We start from the raw sequence: 15,010 nt of genomic DNA, 5'->3' as shown, positions 1-15,010 counted from the left end.
CTTGTGTGGAACCTTACTGGACGAAGCCGATGCCGCGGGACTCGCGCACCTCGGGCTTGATCCGGTGCTCGGCATCGAGCTGGTCGAGAAACTCGTCGGCCGAGAAGGCCACCGCCAGGATGTCGGTCTGGCGCTTGACGGCCGCGAAGTCGCCCGGACACAGCTGCGGCAGCCTGGCGAGCCGCAACTTGATCTCGTGGGTCAGCTGGGCCGCATCGCCGGCCAGCGCCTCGGTGACGAACATCCGTTCGCGCTGCTCGCCGGTCAGCGGCATGAACTTGATCTTGAAGGTGAAGCGGCGCAGCGCCGCCTGGTCGAGCCGGTCGAGCAGGTTGGTGGTGCAGACGAAGATGCCGTCGAAGCGCTCCATGCCCTGCAGCATCTCGTTGACCTCGGTCACTTCGTAGGTGCGCTGGGCGCCGCGGCGGTCCTGCAGGAAGCTGTCGGCCTCGTCGAGCAGCAGCACCGCCTTCTCGGCCTCGGCCTCCTTGAACATGGCGGCCATGTTCTGCTCGGTCTCGCCCACGTACTTGCTCATCAGGTCGCTGGCCTGCTTGATGATCAGCGGCCGGCCGATCGCCTTGGCGATGTGCTCCGCCAGGGCGGTCTTGCCGGTGCCGGGCGCGCCGTAGAAGCACAGCGTGCCGTGGCCGCGCGCCTTCAGGGCCTCGACGATGCGCGGGATCTCGAAGCGGGTCTCGACGTTGAGCATGTCGAGGTCGTAGGTCGTGACGCTGCGGCGCGCGCCCAGGGCATCGGGCGTGCCGAGCGCGAGATCGGCGTTCTTGAGCTGGCGCTCGATCAGCTTCTCGACCGAGCCGCCCTCGGTCATGGCGAGCTCGGCGAAGCGCACCGCGGTGCGGATCTGCGCCGGTGTCAGGCCCTTGCGCCCGGCCAGCTTGGCGGTGAAGGCCTCGGACACCGAGACGCCTTCGAGCGTCTTGCGCACCAGCTGCTCGCGGGCGCCGGGCGGCGGCGACTTGAGCTCGAGGTGGTAGGCGAAGCGGCGCCGAAAGGCCGGGTCGATCTGCTCGATGCGGTTGGTGACCCACAAGGTCGGCACCGCGTTCGATTCGAGGATCTGGTTGACCCAGGCCTTGCCGCTCACGCTGCCGCTGGCCGGCGAGGGAATCTGCTCGGCGCGCGCCATCAGCTGCGCGGCCTCGGTGCTGATGGGCGGGAACACATCCTCGACCTCGTCGAACAGCAGCGCCGACTGCTCGCTGCCCTTGAGGAACACTTGCGCGATCTGCAGCGAACGGTAGCGGTCGCGGCCCGACAGCGAGTTGCCGTCGCGGTCTGCGTATTCGACCTCGAACAGCTCCAGCCCCGCGGCCTGCGCGACCACCTTGGCGAGTTCGGTCTTGCCGGTGCCGGGCGGGCCGTAGAGCAGCACGTTGACGCCAGGCTCCTTGCGCGCCACCGCCGCCCGCAGCAAGGTGACCAGCATCCGGGCCTCGTCCTCGACGAAGGAGAAATCGTGCACCGAGAGACTGCTCTTGGCGGACGGGCGCGTGAACACGGCCATCAGCTCGTTGCGGTCGCGGTACTCGCGCATCAGCACCGGCGGCAGCTTCTCGCTGACCTTCATGAGGTCGGCCAGGTCGGTGATGTTGTGCTCGGAGATGAGGTTCTCGACCAGCCCGATGCGCTCGAGCCGCGAGCCCGCACGCAGCGCCTCGCCGACTTCGCTCGCATTGACGCCGGCCACCTCGGCGATCGCGGCGTAGGCCTCCGGCGCGTTGTTGACCTTGAACTCGACCAGCAGCGAACGCAGGTCGCGCTGGTAGCGCGCCAGGGTGCCGTAGAGCAGCAGCGCGCGCTCGGCCTTGTTGAGCTGCAGCAGGCCGGCCAGCGCATCGATGTTTTTCTCGACCAGGGTCGACTGCTTGCGCAGCGCATGGGTGAGCCAGTCGCGCGTGACCGACAGCACCGACAGCAGGTCCTTGGGCTGGTCCTTGGCGTATTCGTCCAGGTAGAAGAACAGCGTGCCCTCTTCGTAGGGGCCGCGCCAGACGCCGTGGCGGTCGAGCAGCGTGCGGCCGTCGAAACCCTCGACCCCCTTCCAGACCTCGTTGCCGACGCACCGCCGGCCAAGGAACTCGCGCAGCCGATGCAGCACCGGCAGCGGCCAGACCAGGTGACGGCCGGTGAGCGACAGCAGGCCGTTGAGGTCCCGGCGCACGTTGAAGCGCGGGCCCTGCTTGGCCGCGAGCGTGAGCACGAAGTGCGAACACATGAGTTCGAGCACCGGTGCTTCCTTGAGTCCGGGCGACGGCAGTGCATGGCCGCGGGAAGCCGCAGCCACTGCATCAACACCGGAACGCTTGACCATCTGGCAACCTCCCGCGAGGGGATGTGTGAATCTGGAAGCGACCATAACGCAGAGTATTGGCTTCGGGAAGCCTGCGGACACGAAATACCAGGATGTTGCGATTCCGTCCACAATGGCGCCGATGGTTGGAATCGAAGACATTGAACGCGCGGCCCTCCGTCTCCACGGGCAGTTGCTCGAAACGCCCTGCGTCGAATCGCGGACCCTGTCCGAGATCGTCGGCGCCCAGGTCTTCCTGAAGTTCGAGAACCTGCAGTTCACCGCCTCGTTCAAGGAGCGCGGAGCCTGTAACAAACTGGTCGACCTGGCCGAAGGCGGCACCCGTGGCGTGATCGCCATGTCGGCCGGAAACCACGCGCAGGGCGTGGCCTACCACGCGCAGCGCCTCGGACTGCGGGCCCTGATCGTCATGCCGCGCTTCACGCCGGGCGTGAAGATCGAACGCACGCGCGGATTCGGCGCCGAAGTGGTGCTGCATGGCGACACCCTCGAGGCGGCCCGCGCGCATGCGCTGGCGCTGGCCGAACGCGAGGGACTGGCCTTCGTCCATCCCTACGACGACGAGGCGATCATCGCCGGCCAGGGCACGGTGGCGCTCGAGATGCTCGATGCGGTCCCCGACCTGGACGTGCTGGTGGTCTCGGTCGGCGGCGGCGGCCTGGCCGCCGGCATGGCGCTGGCCGCCAAGGCGCGCAAGCCGGGCATCCGCATCGTGGGCGTCCAGACCTCGCGCTTCCCGGCCATGGTGAACGCGGTGCAGGGCACCCACCATCCCCAGGGGACCAGCACGATCGCCGAAGGCATCGCCGTGGGCACGCCCGGCGTGCTGACGCGCGAGATCATCGCCCGGGAGGTCGACGAGCTGCTGCTGGTCGACGAGGGCGACATCGAGCAGGCGGTGCTGATGCTGCTCGAGATCGAGAAGACGCTGGTCGAGGGCGCGGGCGCCGCCGGACTGGCCGCGCTGATCCGCCATCCCGACCGCTTCCGGGGCCAGCGCGTCGGCCTGGTGCTGTCGGGCGGCAACATCGACCCGCTGCTGCTGGCGGCGATCATCGAGCGCGGCATGGTGCGCGCCGGCCGGCTCGCGCGCGTGCGGGTCAGCGCCCGCGACGTGCCGGGCTCCCTGGCCCATATCACGGCCACTGTCGCCGAAGCGGGCGCCAACATCGACGAAGTCCACCATCAGCGCGCCTTCACCATGCTGGCGGCGCAGAACGTCGATGTCGAACTGGTGCTGCAGACCCGGGGGCGGGAACATCTGGCGGCCGTGCTGGCGGCCCTGACGGCGGCCGGGTTCGAGGCCGTCGAGCAGCGCTGAGAACGGTCGCCTCCGCGACCCGAAAAAGGTCTGGCAACCCCCTAGACCGCGGCCTGCTGCCCAGCCGGTAAAATGGCCCCAGTCGTGAGAATACAAGGAACCCAGATGTCCAACCCCACCCCCATCGAACCCGGCCACGCCGCCGCCGTCGAACCAGACGCGGTCGAATCGATCGTCCCTCTCATGCCCCTGGTGCTGCCGCTGGTGGGCGGGGTCCTGATGCTCCTGCTGGCCTCCATCGCCATCTACATGGCCTGAACCCGGCGGCGCCACCGCGCGGCATTGCGTGCCGCCAGCGGGGCGCCCTGCCGCAGCCGGGCCGGTCGCCACCGCGCCGACCTGTGCCCCCGGTCCACACGGTCTTCCATCCAGCCCCTCCCCAGACGGAAGCGTTTTCTCCAACGGATCTCGATCGCCCCGCGGTGTCGCGTCCCGTTCGAAAAAACGATTTTCAACTTAGGAGATAGACGATGAACGCACCGCTGAAGGGTCTTGCCATGCAGGCGCCCTCCTACGTCAAGAACGCGAAGCTGATCGCGTGGGTGGCCGAGATGGCCGCCCTGTGCAAGCCCGAGCGCATCCACTGGTGCGACGGCAGCCAGGAAGAATACGACCGCCTCTGCCAGCAGATGGTCGACGCCGGCACCTTCAAGAAGCTGAACCCGGCCAAGCGCCCCAACTCCTTCCTCGCCACCTCCGACCCGAGCGACGTCGCCCGCGTCGAAGACCGCACCTTCATCTGCTCGGCACGCAAGGAAGACGCCGGCCCGACCAACAACTGGATGGCACCGGCCGAGATGCGCGCCACGCTCCAGCCCCTGTTCGACGGCTGCATGAAGGGCCGCACGATGTATGTCGTGCCGTTCAGCATGGGCCCGCTGGGCTCGCCCATCGCCCACATCGGCATCGAGCTGTCCGACAGCCCGTACGTGGCGGTCAACATGAAGATCATGACCCGCATGGGCCGTGCGGTGTTCGACGTGCTGGGCGACGACGGCGAGTTCGTGCCCTGCGTCCACACGGTCGGCGCGCCGCTGGAAGCCGGCCAGAAAGACGTCGCCTGGCCCTGCAACAAGACCAAGTACATCGTCCACTATCCCGAGACGCGCGAAATCTGGAGCTACGGCTCGGGCTACGGCGGCAACGCCCTGCTCGGCAAGAAGTGCTTCGCACTGCGCATCGCCTCCAACATGGGCCGCGACGAAGGCTGGCTGGCCGAGCACATGCTGATCCTCGGCGTGACCAATCCGCAGGGCAAGAAATACCACGTGGCCGCCGCCTTCCCGAGCGCCTGCGGCAAGACCAACTTCGCCATGCTGATCCCGCCGGCCGGCTTCGAGGGCTGGAAGGTCACGACCATCGGCGACGACATCGCCTGGATCAAGCCCGGCACCGACGGCAAGCTGCACGCGATCAATCCCGAAGCCGGCTACTTCGGCGTCGCGCCCGGCACCAACATGCAGACCAACCCGAACTGCATGGCCAGCCTCGACCGCGACGTGATCTTCACCAACGTCGCGCTGACCGACGACGGCGACGTCTGGTGGGAAGGCATGAGCGAAGCCCCGGCCCACGCGATCGACTGGCAAGGCAAGGACTGGACGCCCGCGATCGCCAAGGAGACCGGCGCCAAGGCCGCGCACCCGAACGCCCGCTTCACGGTCGCCGCCATCAACAACCCGGCGCTGGACGCCGCCTGGGACGACCCCAAGGGCGTCGCCATCGATGCCTTCATCTTCGGCGGCCGCCGCTCCACCACGGTGCCGCTGGTGACCGAGGCCCGCAACTGGGTCGAAGGCGTCTACATGGCGGCCACCATGGGCTCCGAGACCACCGCCGCGGCCGCCGGCCAGCAGGGCGTGGTGCGGCGCGATCCGTTCGCGATGCTGCCCTTCGCCGGCTACAACATGAGCGACTACTTCCAGCACTGGCTCGACCTCGGCAAGAAGCTCGAGGCCTCGGGCGCCAGGCTGCCGAAGATCTACACCACCAACTGGTTCCGCAAGGGCGAGGACGGCAAGTTCGTCTGGCCGGGCTACGGCGAGAACATGCGCGTGCTCAAGTGGATGATCGACCGCATCGAGCAGAAGGCCGAGGGCAGCGAGCACGTGTTCGGCGTCAGCCCGCGCTACGAAGACCTCAACTGGACCGGGCTGGACTTCAGCGCCAAGCAGTTCGACACCGTCACCAGCATCGACAAGGCCGCCTGGCAGGCCGAGCTGAAGCTGCACGCCGAGCTGTTCGAGCAGTTGTCGCACCACCTGCCGAAGGAACTGCCCGCCACCAAGGCGGCGATCGAGCAGCGCCTCGCGGCCTGACCCGGCACCAACGAAAAAAAGCCGCCCTCGGGCGGCTTTTTTGCGGGCGGGCCCGAAGGCCCGCGGTGCAAGATCAGTAGTACTGGCCGAGGTTCACGCGGCGCAGGGCGTCGTGCAAGGTCGGGGCCGGCGCATCCACCGCTTGCTGGTGGGTGGCGATGACGTTGAGCTCGTTCATGATGCGCGGGTCGTGCTTGGCGTAGGCCAGGAAGCGCTCGTCGGCGCGGGCGGCGGCGCGGCGCTTGGCCACGTTCCGGGCCGCGGCGATGGCGCGGACCGCCAGCGAACGCGCCGTGCCCGCGAAGAAGGCCAGGCCGATGAAGGCCACGGCCCACAGCACCAGCCAGGCCACCATCAGGCCGCCTTCCTGGGTGATCGACACCAGCCGGTCGGCGACGACCAGCAGCGACGAGACGATCGCAGCCAGCAGCAGGGCTGCCAGCCCACGCGCGCCGTCGAAACCGCGGCGGGCTGCGCGGACCTGTTCGATCGCCGCCTCGGCGCGAACGATGCCGGGATGGGTGGCGGGCTTTTCAACGTGGATGAAGCTGGTCATGGTGTTCCTCCTGAAAGGACGGGTGGCCGAAGCCGATGCCCTGATATTAGGGGTTACCCTAATGTTTTGCTACTTTATCCTGATGATGTTTATCATTCACAGGACTTATGGACGTCAACTTTCGCACGCTCGACCTGAACCTTCTTCGCGTCTTCGACGAAGTGATGGCGGAGCGCAACCTCACGCGCGCGGCCCGCAACCTAGCGATCACCCAGCCGGCGGTCAGCAATGCGCTGCGGCGGCTGCGCGAGGTGCTGGGCGATGAACTGGTGCGGCGCGCCGGCGCGGGGGTCGAGCCCACGCCGCGGGCCCTGGCGCTCTGGCCGACGGTGCGCGACGCGCTGCGGCAGCTCCAGCACACGCTGGCACCGGGCGAGTTCGACGCCGGCATCGCCGACACGACCTTCCTGCTGGCGATGGCCGACGCGACCGCCGCCGAGCTGATGCCCGGGCTGATCCGGATCGTCGAGAACGAGGCGCGCGCCGTGTCGCTGCGGGTGTTGCCGCTGACCACCCGCGATCCGCGCCGGATGCTGGAGCAGGAGGAGGTCGACGTCGCGATCGGCTATTTCCCGGCCGTGGTCGCCAGCCTGGCGGCCCGCGGGCAGTCCGGGGTCGGCGAGCCCTTCGAGACCCAGCGGCTGTATGTCGGGCAGTATGTGTGCGTGATGCGCCAGGGGCACCCGCTGGCCGACGCGCCGCTGGCGCTCGACAGCTTCTGTGACGCGCGCCACCTGCTGGTCAGCTTCTCGGGGCGGCCCTACGGCTTCATCGACCAGACCCTCGGCGCGCTGGGGCGCGAGCGGCGCATCGTGGTGACGGTGAACCAGTTCTTCACGGCCGGGCGGGTGGTGGCCAATTCGGACCTGCTGACCGTGATGCCGCGGCACTTCGCGCGGGTGACCGGGATCGACGACCACCTGGTGCTGCGCGAGCTGCCCTTCGACCAGCCCCTGGTGCACGTGGATGCGCTCTGGCATCGGCGGGCCCAGCACGCGCATGCGCACGGCTGGCTGCGGCAGGCGCTGCTGCGCTCGGCGCAAGCCGCGTTCGCGGGTCCTTAGCGGACGACGCTGAGCCAGGCGCTGGCGGCGGCGCGCAGTTCCTGCGCGTGATGAGCGTCGAGGCCGGCGCGGCTGTCAGCGTTCTGCATCAGGATGGCGGCCGGGCTGGCATCGACAGCCTGGAGGGTCGGACGGAAAAAACGGGCCACGAGGGCAAGAAGGTGAAACATGATGGTGCGCTGCCCAAGCGGGCGGCGCCGAGTGGCGATGAATCAAGAATAAGGGTTTTCCCCAATTCTTCAAGCTAGATGCCATGCACAAAACGCATAACCTCATCCGCTAGACTGCACCCGTACCCATGAAGCTCCAGCTGCTCTCGGACCTCCATATCGAGGTTCACCCGCATCTCCAGGTCGCCCCGGCGGCCGGCGCCGACCTGCTGGTGCTGGCGGGCGACATCGGCTCCTACCAGGCCGGGTCATCGCTGGCCGAGCCCGATTTCGGCCTGGCCCGCTTCTCGCCACGCCATGGCTGGCCGGCGCCGGTGATCTATGTCCCCGGCAACCACGAGTACGACAACGCCGATTTCGATGCCGTCCACCAGCGGCTGCGCGAGACCTGCGAGGCGCTGGACATCCTCTGGCTGGAGCGTGAGACCCTGGTCATCGACGGCGTGCGCTTCGTCGGCACCACGCTGTGGGCCGATTTCGATGCCCTGGTCGAGCCCGGCGACGGCCTGGCCGAGGCGCTCAAGAAGCGCGGCAAGGCGATGCGCGCCGCCAACTTCTACCTGCAGAAGGCGGCCACCACGCGCGGCGGCGAGATCTTTCTCGCCGATGCCTTGAGGGAGCACTCACTCACATGCCAGGCGTGGCTGCGAGAGGCACTCGCCCAGCCGTTCGACGGCACGACCGTGGCGATCACGCACTTTGCGCCGTCCCTGGCGAGCGCCGATCCCCGCTATGGCCTGAGCCCGGGCACCGCGGGCTTCTGCAACAACCTGGACGAATTGCTGCCGCAAGCCGACCTGTGGCTGCACGGGCACCTGCACTGCCAGTTCGACTACCTGAAGGGCGGCTGCCGCGTGGTCGCCAACCCACTGGGCTACCTGGGCAAGGGGGAGCAGGACAACTTCGACCCGGCGCTGCTGGTCGAGGTGCCGCGCCCCCGGCAGGCCCGCGCATCCGCTGCCGGGCGCTAGGCGTGCTCAACGGCCTGTGGCTCGGCTTCTTCCTGACCGCGGCGGCCGCGGCGCTCGGCCGCTGGCTGCTGGGCGGCGACCACAGCGTGTTCGCCTCGATGGTCGAGAGCCTGTTCGCGATGGCCAGGCTGTCGGTCGAGGTGATGGTGCTGCTGTTCGGCACGCTGACCCTGTGGCTCGGCTTCCTGCGCATCGCCGAGGCCGCGGGCATCGTCGACCGGCTGGCGCGGCTGCTCGGCCCGCTGTTCCGCAGGCTGATGCCCGAGGTGCCGGCCGGGCACCCGGCACTCGGCCTGATCACGCTCAACTTCGCCGCCAACGCACTCGGCCTCGACAACGCCGCCACGCCGATCGGACTCAAGGCGATGCGCGAGCTGCAGACCTTGAACCCGAGCACGACCAGCGCGAGCAACGCGCAGATCCTGTTCCTGGTGCTCAACGCCTCGTCGCTGACCTTGCTGCCGGTGACGATCTTCATGTACCGGGCGCAGCAGGGCGCGCCGGATCCCACACTGGTGTTCCTGCCGATCCTGCTGGCGACCAGCGCCTCGACGCTGGTCGGGCTGCTGTCGGTGGCGTTCATGCAGCGCCTGAGGCTGTGGGACCCGGTGGTGCTGGCCTACCTGCTGCCGGGCGCGCTGCTGCTCGGCGGCTTCATGGCCCTGCTGGCGACCCTGTCGGCCGCGGCGCTGGCCGCGCTGTCCTCGCTGCTGGGCAACCTGGTGCTGTTCGGGCTCATCGTCTTCTTCCTGGCGGTCGGCGCGCTGCGGCGGGTGAAGGTCTACGAGTGCTTCATCGAAGGCGCCAAGGAAGGCTTCGACGTCGCCAGGAACCTGCTGCCCTACCTGGTCGCGATGCTGAGCGCGGTCGGCGTGCTGCGCGCCTCGGGGGCGCTCGACCTGGCGCTCGAGGGCATCCGCTGGGTGGTCGCGCGCACCGGCTGGGACACCCGCTTCGTCGACGCCTTGCCGACCGCGCTGGTCAAGCCCTTCTCGGGCAGCGCGGCGCGCGCGATGCTGATCGAGACCATGCAGAGCCAGGGCGTCGACAGCTTCGCGGCCAAGGTCGCAGCCACCATCCAGGGCAGCACCGAGACCACGTTCTATGTACTGGCGGTGTACTTCGGCGCGGTCGGCATCCAGCGGGCGCGCCACGCGGTCGGCTGCGCGCTGCTGGCGGAACTGGCTGGCGTGGTGGCCGCGATCGCGGTCGGCTACTGGTTCTTCGGCTGAGCGTTCCGGCCGGCCCCAGCGACCGCGCGGCCGATCGGCCAAAATGGACCTCCAACTGCCCCCCTCTTCCGTGACCGCTCCCGCCCAGGCGCAACCGCCCTCCTTCTCCATCGACGAGTTCCGCGCATCGCTCGGCATGTTCGCCACCGGCGTGACCATCGTCACGGCGCGGGCCGCGAACGGCGCCCTGGTGGGCCTGACCGCCAACTCCTTCAATTCGGTCTCGCTCGATCCGCCGCTGGTGCTGTGGAGCCTGGCGCGCAGCGCGGCCTCGATGGCGGCGCTGAGCACCGGCTCGCACTATGCGATCAACATCCTGGCGGCCAACCAGAAGAGCCTGGCGGAGCGCTTCGCGGCCAAGGACATCGACCGCTGGGCCGATGTCGCCTTCACCGAGGGCGTCGGCGGGGCGCCGGTGCTGGTGGGCGCCGCGGCCAGCTTCGAGTGCTTCAACCGCAGCCGCTACGACGAGGGCGACCACGTGATCTTCGTCGGCGAGGTCGAGCGCTGCATGCACAGCGCAGGCGCCTCGCCGCTGCTGTTCCACGGCGGGCGCTTCTACACGGAGCATCCGCTTTGAGGGCCACGCCGGCGGTGCTGCTGGCGGTGGCCTGCGCGGTCGAACCCGTGGCGGCCCAGGAGCCGCCCAAGCCCGCCAAGCAGAACTGGTTCGACGACCCCTTCTTCCAGGTGGCGTCGGGCATGCGCAGCTGCCCGGTGCCCGAAGGCCCGTTGCTGACCGCCGAGGAGCGGCGCGCGCAGATGCACTCGCGCCTCGAACGCGGCACCAGCTGCTGGCTGGCCGGCCGCTGCGCCGACAGCAACGCCTACCGCTACGACAAGCCGCTGGCACCCAAGGTGCAGGCGGCGCTGGCCGCCGTGCCGGGTGTGCGGCGCGCCAGCGTCTGGGTCGTGATCCAGCGGCGCTGGGTCTACCTGCAGGGCTGCGTGCCCTCGCGCAGCATGGCCGCCGCGCTGGACCGCGCTGCGCGCAGCGTGCCCGACGTGGAAGTGGTGCTGCCCGAGCTGATGGTCGGCACGAACGGCCACCCGCCCTATGCGCTCGCATCTCCCTGACACCGCCCCGCCGGCCGCCGGCCGCATCACAAGAAGAACAGAAATCCCCGGAATGATCGAACGCAAGGAACACCTCGACACCCGCGCCACCGCCCTGCTGATCGCCTGCTGCGCGTTCTGGGGACTGCAGCAGATCCTGATCAAGACCACCGTCGGCGAAGTGCCGCCGCTGTGGCAGGCCTCGATCCGCATGACGGGCGCGGTGGTGCTGCTGTGGGCCTGGTGCGTGCGCCGCGGCGTGCCGCTGTTCGCGCGCGACGGGACGCTGCCCGGCGGCCTGCTGGCCGGGGCGCTGTTCGCGGGCGAATTCACCTGCATCTACCTCGGGCTGCAGCTCACGACCGCCTCGCGGCTCACGGTGTTCCTCTACACCTCGCCCTTCGTGGTGGCGGTGCTGCTGCCGCGCTGGGTGCCGGCCGAACGGCTGCGGGGCCTGCAATGGGTGGGGCTGGCGATCGCCTTCGCGGGCGTGGTGGTGGCCTTCAGCGAGAGCTTCGGCCACAGCACCTCGGCGCAGCTGCGCGGCGATGCCCTGGCGCTGACCGCCGGCGTGCTGTGGGGCCTGACCACGCTGACGATCCGCGCCACCCGGCTGGCCACCGCCAGCGCCGAGAAGACGCTGTTCTATCAAATCGCGGTGACCGCGGCGGTCTCGCCGCTGCTGTCGCTGCTGCTCGGCGAGCGCTGGGGCTTTGCGTACTCGGGCTACGCCTGGTTCTCGATCGGCCTGCAGACCGTGATCGGCGCCTTCGCCAGCTACCTGGCCTGGATGTGGCTGCTGCGGCACTATCCGGCCACGCGGATCTCATCCTTCACCTTCCTGACGCCGCTGTTCGCGCTGGTGTTCGGCGTCGTGCTGCTGGCCGAACCGCTGACCTTGCAGCTGGTGCTGGCGCTTTGCGGCGTGGCGCTCGGCATCGTGCTCGTGAACCGGCGCCCGGGAGCCAGGCCATGAACTTCCAGCCCGTGCTCGATGCCATCGTGGCCGAGGTCCGCCCGCTGCTCGGCGCCGAGGGCCAGGTGGCGAGCTACATCCCGGCGCTGGCGCGGGTGCCGGCACGGCAGTTCGGCATCGCCCTCAGGACCTGCGAGGGCCAGGAGGCCGCGGCCGGCGATGCCGACACGCCTTTTTCGATCCAGAGCATCTCGAAGCTGTTCACGCTGACCTTGGCGATGCGCCGGCTCGGCGATGCGCTCTGGGAGCGCATCGGCCGCGAGCCGTCGGGCAACCCTTTCAATTCGCTGGTCCAGCTCGAGAACGAGCAGGGCAAGCCGCGCAACCCGTTCATCAATGCCGGCGCCATCGCGGTGGCCGACCGGCTGGTGAGCCTGGGGCGTGCCGAGGCCGAGCTGATCGCGCTGATGTCGAACCTCTGCGGCGAAGCGATCGCCTACGACGAGGAGGTCGCCGCCTCGGAAGCCGTGACCGGCTTCCGCAACGTCGCGCTGGCGAACTTCATGAAGAGCTTCGGCAAGATCGACAACGACGTGCGCGAGGTGCTGAGCCTGTACTTCCACCAGTGCGCGATCCGGATGAGCTGCCGGCAGCTGGCCCGCGCCGCCGGCTTCCTGTGCCGCGACGGCGCCCACCCGATCGATGGCGAACCCGAGATCACGACCGAGCGCCATGCACGGCGCATCAACGCGCTGATGCTCACCTGCGGCACCTACGACGCCGCCGGCGACGTCGCCTTCTCGATCGGCCTGCCCTGCAAGAGCGGCGTCGGCGGCGGCATCGTCGCCGTGGTGCCCGACAAGCTGACGCTGTGCGTCTGGTCGCCGGCCCTCGACGGCAACGGCAACTCGCTGCTCGGGCTGAAGGCGCTCGAGCTGTTCACGGCCCGCACCGGCCTTTCCATTTTTTGAATGCTCTCATGACAGACACTGCCGCCCCGATCCAGGAAGCCACCCTCTGGAGCGACGCGCTCTGGACCGCCCGCGTGATCAAGAACGAGGACGACGACGGCTGGGCCGTCGCGATGACCCGCCAGGGCGACCCGGAGCCCGCGCTGGTCGGCCCCTGGACCATGGGCCGCGACAAGAAGAACCCGAAGCCGCTCGACGCGCCGGCCTTCCACACGCTGGTGAAGACCGCCAACGAGGTGCTGCGCCGCCACGAGCAGCAGCTGCATGCGCGCTTGAACAAGCACGTCAGCGTGGGCGCCGGCTCCGAGCGCATCCGCGTGTCGCTGCAGATCGTGCCCGACGAGGACAATCCGCACGCGATGCTGCGGGCGCACGACGAATCCGGCAGCGAACTCGCCGAGCTGCGCGTGAAGCCGGACTTCAGGCTCAACGCCGCCAGCGCCGAGGCCTGGATCGAGAGCGGCTTCGAGAAGCCCCGCTGAAGCCGCGGGCCATCGGCGTTCTGGTCTACGCTACGCCATGTCCCTCCTTCCCGCCCTCCTGCTGTTCCTCCACCTGCTCGCCGCCGCCTTCTGGGTCGGCGGCATGGCGACGATGCACTTCGCGGTCCGCCCTGCCGCGGTCGCGCGCCTCGAGCCGCCGCTGCGGCTGCCGTTCATGGCGGCGGCGCTGTCGCGCTTCTTCGTCGGCGTCTCGACCGCCATCGGCGTGCTGCTGGCGAGCGGATTGCTGCTGGTCTGGGCCGCCGGCGGCTTCGCGCGGGTGCACTGGAGCGTGCATGCGATGTTCACGCTCGGGCTGGTGATGATGGCGCTGTTCCTGCACCTGCGCTTCGCACCCTATCCGCGGCTGCTGCGCGCGGTGGCGGCCGGCCAGTGGCCGGTGGCGGCCGCGAACCTGAACCTGATCCGCAAGCTGGTCGCCACCAACCTGGCGCTGGGCGTGCTCGTGTTCGCGCTGGCGGTGGTCGGGCGGGCGCTCTGAGCGGCAACGTCGCGCACGCGCTGCCTAACGCTGGCTGAACCGCTCCAGGATCTGGAGCACGCTTTCGGTCGCTCCGTCGAGCGTCGCGCGCGGCCGGTGCGCGATGCCCAGATGCCGGGTCAGCTTCGGGCGGAGCGGCAACACCTGCAGCCGCTCGTTGAAGTCCGCGCCCACCGGCTGGTGCAACGGCAGCACCGCCGCACCGTAGCCCGCCGCCACCAGGGCGAGCATCGCCGCGTCGAAGTTGAGCTCGATGCGCGGGCGCGGCGATTCGCCGATGGCAGCGAACCATTCCATCGTCAGCCGGTACATGTGCGTGGTCGCCTCATTGAAGATCAAGGGCTTCTCTGCCAGCCAACGCGGCGTGGCCCGCTTCGGCGCCGCCCATTTCTTCGGCACGAAAGCCATCATCGGCTGGCTGCGCCAGCGCGTGACCGTCAGGTCACGCATCGGTGGCTGCGGAATCGCCACCAGACCGATGTCCAGCGTGCCCATCGCGAGGCGCGACATGGCCTCGGACGAGCCGAGGATGCAGACCTCGACGTCGATGCCGGGATGGTCGCGCTCCAGCTCCTCGAGCACCTGCGGCAACAGTTCGACCACGATGCCGGTCGAGGTGCCCAGCCGGACGCGGCCCGTTCGCCCTTCGGCCTGGCGCCGCACGGCGTCCACGGCGTCGTCGGCGTCGCGCAGCAGGCGCCGCGCGCGCTCGACCAGTGCAGCACCCGCAGCGGTCGGCGTGACCCGGCGGCTGCCCCGCACCACCAGCCGGGCGCCCAGGCGCGATTCGAGTTCGCTGATGTGCAGGCTGACCGTGGGTTGCGCGAGGTGGAGGGCCCGGGCGGCGGCCGAGAAGCTGCCGAGGTCGGCGATGGACACCAGGGTGCGGAGTTGGTCGAGATTGAGTTGCCGCATCAGGAAAGCTGATTGGAAGTGACAGGATTCTCAACTTCCACAATAGCACGGGAGCTTGCAAGATGGCCTTCCATTCAAGGAGCCACTGCCATGCCGTCGACCCAGTCCGCCCTCGTCATCCGCTTGCTCGATGGGGTGCGCGCGCTGCGTCGCTGCTGGCTGGACCAGCGCCACCTGCGCGCGATGAGCGAGCTCGACCTG

Annotated in this window: 16 protein-coding genes; 12 read left to right on the top strand and 4 right to left on the bottom strand. The window is 69.2% G+C overall.

All coding sequences use genetic code 11. The features are described 5' to 3' along the window. Positions 1 to 13: 13 nt before the first annotated feature. A complete protein-coding gene (locus QTI68_RS11485; RefSeq protein ID WP_286521678.1) occupies positions 14 to 2,335 on the bottom strand; it encodes an ATP-binding protein in 2,322 nt (773 codons plus the stop codon). 121 nt (positions 2,336 to 2,456) lie between these two features. Here QTI68_RS11485 and QTI68_RS11480 point away from each other — a divergent pair, with 121 nt between their 5' ends. The 3 genes from QTI68_RS11480 (at position 2,457) to QTI68_RS11470 (ending at position 5,974) form a co-directional block, all read left to right on the top strand. After that, positions 2,457 to 3,656: a threonine ammonia-lyase gene (locus tag QTI68_RS11480; protein ID WP_286521677.1), complete on the top strand. Its 1,200-nt coding sequence runs from the start codon at positions 2,457 to 2,459 to the stop codon at positions 3,654 to 3,656. Positions 3,657 to 3,761: 105 nt separating this feature from the next. Then, positions 3,762 to 3,914: a hypothetical protein gene (locus QTI68_RS11475; protein WP_286521676.1), complete on the top strand. Its 153-nt coding sequence runs from the start codon at positions 3,762 to 3,764 to the stop codon at positions 3,912 to 3,914. Between the two features lie 212 nt (positions 3,915 to 4,126). Beyond that, positions 4,127 to 5,974, top strand: coding sequence for a phosphoenolpyruvate carboxykinase (GTP) (locus tag QTI68_RS11470; protein ID WP_286521675.1), 1,848 nt, complete (start codon positions 4,127 to 4,129; stop codon positions 5,972 to 5,974). Between the two features lie 73 nt (positions 5,975 to 6,047). Here the strand turns inward: QTI68_RS11470 and QTI68_RS11465 are convergent, their stop codons facing one another. Continuing rightward, positions 6,048 to 6,530: a hypothetical protein gene (locus QTI68_RS11465; protein ID WP_286521674.1), complete on the bottom strand. Its 483-nt coding sequence runs from the start codon at positions 6,528 to 6,530 to the stop codon at positions 6,048 to 6,050. A gap of 107 nt (positions 6,531 to 6,637) precedes the next feature. Here QTI68_RS11465 and QTI68_RS11460 point away from each other — a divergent pair, with 107 nt between their 5' ends. After that, a complete protein-coding gene (locus tag QTI68_RS11460) occupies positions 6,638 to 7,594 on the top strand; it encodes a LysR family transcriptional regulator (protein WP_286521673.1) in 957 nt (318 codons plus the stop codon). On the opposite strand, the gene QTI68_RS11455 is transcribed toward QTI68_RS11460, so the two are convergent. Next, positions 7,591 to 7,764 (bottom strand): hypothetical protein, encoded by a 174-nt coding sequence (locus tag QTI68_RS11455; RefSeq protein WP_286521672.1) that lies wholly within the window; start codon positions 7,762 to 7,764, stop codon positions 7,591 to 7,593. The two genes, QTI68_RS11460 and QTI68_RS11455, sit on opposite strands and share 4 nt — an antisense overlap. Before the next feature lie 128 nt (positions 7,765 to 7,892). Here QTI68_RS11455 and QTI68_RS11450 point away from each other — a divergent pair, with 128 nt between their 5' ends. The 8 genes from QTI68_RS11450 to QTI68_RS11415 are packed head-to-tail and all read left to right on the top strand — an operon-like array spanning position 7,893 to position 13,894. Next, a complete protein-coding gene (locus QTI68_RS11450) occupies positions 7,893 to 8,735 on the top strand; it encodes a metallophosphoesterase (RefSeq protein WP_286521671.1) in 843 nt (280 codons plus the stop codon). A gap of 2 nt (positions 8,736 to 8,737) precedes the next feature. Further along, on the top strand, positions 8,738 to 9,967 hold the full coding sequence (locus QTI68_RS11445) for a spore maturation protein (RefSeq protein WP_286521670.1): 1,230 nt from the start codon (positions 8,738 to 8,740) through the stop codon (positions 9,965 to 9,967). A 43-nt stretch (positions 9,968 to 10,010) separates the two neighbouring features. Further along, positions 10,011 to 10,547, top strand: coding sequence for a flavin reductase family protein (locus QTI68_RS11440; protein WP_286521669.1), 537 nt, complete (start codon positions 10,011 to 10,013; stop codon positions 10,545 to 10,547). Next, positions 10,544 to 11,044 carry a BON domain-containing protein gene (locus tag QTI68_RS11435; protein ID WP_286521668.1) on the top strand — a complete coding sequence of 167 codons (501 nt, stop codon included), beginning with the start codon at positions 10,544 to 10,546 and terminating at the stop codon, positions 11,042 to 11,044. The genes QTI68_RS11440 and QTI68_RS11435 overlap by 4 nt, the downstream gene beginning before the upstream one ends. Positions 11,045 to 11,096: 52 nt before the next feature. Then, positions 11,097 to 11,999 (top strand): DMT family transporter, encoded by a 903-nt coding sequence (locus QTI68_RS11430; RefSeq protein ID WP_286521667.1) that lies wholly within the window; start codon positions 11,097 to 11,099, stop codon positions 11,997 to 11,999. Continuing rightward, positions 11,996 to 12,910: a glutaminase gene (locus tag QTI68_RS11425; RefSeq protein ID WP_286521666.1), complete on the top strand. Its 915-nt coding sequence runs from the start codon at positions 11,996 to 11,998 to the stop codon at positions 12,908 to 12,910. The genes QTI68_RS11430 and QTI68_RS11425 overlap by 4 nt, the downstream gene beginning before the upstream one ends. An 8-nt stretch (positions 12,911 to 12,918) precedes the next feature. After that, entirely contained in the window at positions 12,919 to 13,392 is a 474-nt protein-coding gene (locus QTI68_RS11420; RefSeq protein ID WP_286521665.1) for a hypothetical protein, read from the top strand. Positions 13,393 to 13,429: 37 nt separating this feature from the next. Next, positions 13,430 to 13,894 (top strand): CopD family protein, encoded by a 465-nt coding sequence (locus QTI68_RS11415; RefSeq protein ID WP_286521664.1) that lies wholly within the window; start codon positions 13,430 to 13,432, stop codon positions 13,892 to 13,894. A gap of 24 nt (positions 13,895 to 13,918) precedes the next feature. Here QTI68_RS11415 and QTI68_RS11410 read toward each other — a convergent pair whose 3' ends face one another. Continuing rightward, entirely contained in the window at positions 13,919 to 14,809 is an 891-nt protein-coding gene (locus QTI68_RS11410) for a LysR family transcriptional regulator (protein WP_286521663.1), read from the bottom strand. Between the last annotated feature and the right edge of the window lie 201 nt (positions 14,810 to 15,010).

Origin of the sequence: Variovorax sp. J31P207, assembly GCF_030316965.1 — a bacterium.
In the GTDB taxonomy this organism is placed as follows: Bacteria; Pseudomonadota; Gammaproteobacteria; order Burkholderiales; family Burkholderiaceae_C; genus Variovorax; species Variovorax ginsengisoli_B.
The sequence above is the reverse complement of the archived record's forward strand: the minus strand, read 5'-3'. Positions and strand labels throughout refer to the sequence as shown.

What these genes read in the sequence shown, in the direction of transcription:
- QTI68_RS11485 (WP_286521678.1), bottom strand. Translation starts at nt 2,335, where the DNA reads ATGGTCAAGCGTTCCGGTGTTGATGCAGTGGCTGCGGCTTCCCGCGGC.
- QTI68_RS11480 (WP_286521677.1), top strand. Translation starts at nt 2,457, where the DNA reads ATGGTTGGAATCGAAGACATTGAACGCGCGGCCCTCCGTCTCCACGGG.
- QTI68_RS11475 (WP_286521676.1), top strand. Translation starts at nt 3,762, where the DNA reads ATGTCCAACCCCACCCCCATCGAACCCGGCCACGCCGCCGCCGTCGAA.
- QTI68_RS11470 (WP_286521675.1), top strand. Translation starts at nt 4,127, where the DNA reads ATGAACGCACCGCTGAAGGGTCTTGCCATGCAGGCGCCCTCCTACGTC.
- QTI68_RS11465 (WP_286521674.1), bottom strand. Translation starts at nt 6,530, where the DNA reads ATGACCAGCTTCATCCACGTTGAAAAGCCCGCCACCCATCCCGGCATC.
- QTI68_RS11460 (WP_286521673.1), top strand. Translation starts at nt 6,638, where the DNA reads ATGGACGTCAACTTTCGCACGCTCGACCTGAACCTTCTTCGCGTCTTC.
- QTI68_RS11455 (WP_286521672.1), bottom strand. Translation starts at nt 7,764, where the DNA reads ATGTTTCACCTTCTTGCCCTCGTGGCCCGTTTTTTCCGTCCGACCCTC.
- QTI68_RS11450 (WP_286521671.1), top strand. Translation starts at nt 7,893, where the DNA reads ATGAAGCTCCAGCTGCTCTCGGACCTCCATATCGAGGTTCACCCGCAT.
- QTI68_RS11440 (WP_286521669.1), top strand. Translation starts at nt 10,011, where the DNA reads ATGGACCTCCAACTGCCCCCCTCTTCCGTGACCGCTCCCGCCCAGGCG.
- QTI68_RS11430 (WP_286521667.1), top strand. Translation starts at nt 11,097, where the DNA reads ATGATCGAACGCAAGGAACACCTCGACACCCGCGCCACCGCCCTGCTG.
- QTI68_RS11425 (WP_286521666.1), top strand. Translation starts at nt 11,996, where the DNA reads ATGAACTTCCAGCCCGTGCTCGATGCCATCGTGGCCGAGGTCCGCCCG.
- QTI68_RS11420 (WP_286521665.1), top strand. Translation starts at nt 12,919, where the DNA reads ATGACAGACACTGCCGCCCCGATCCAGGAAGCCACCCTCTGGAGCGAC.
- QTI68_RS11415 (WP_286521664.1), top strand. Translation starts at nt 13,430, where the DNA reads ATGTCCCTCCTTCCCGCCCTCCTGCTGTTCCTCCACCTGCTCGCCGCC.
- QTI68_RS11410 (WP_286521663.1), bottom strand. Translation starts at nt 14,809, where the DNA reads ATGCGGCAACTCAATCTCGACCAACTCCGCACCCTGGTGTCCATCGCC.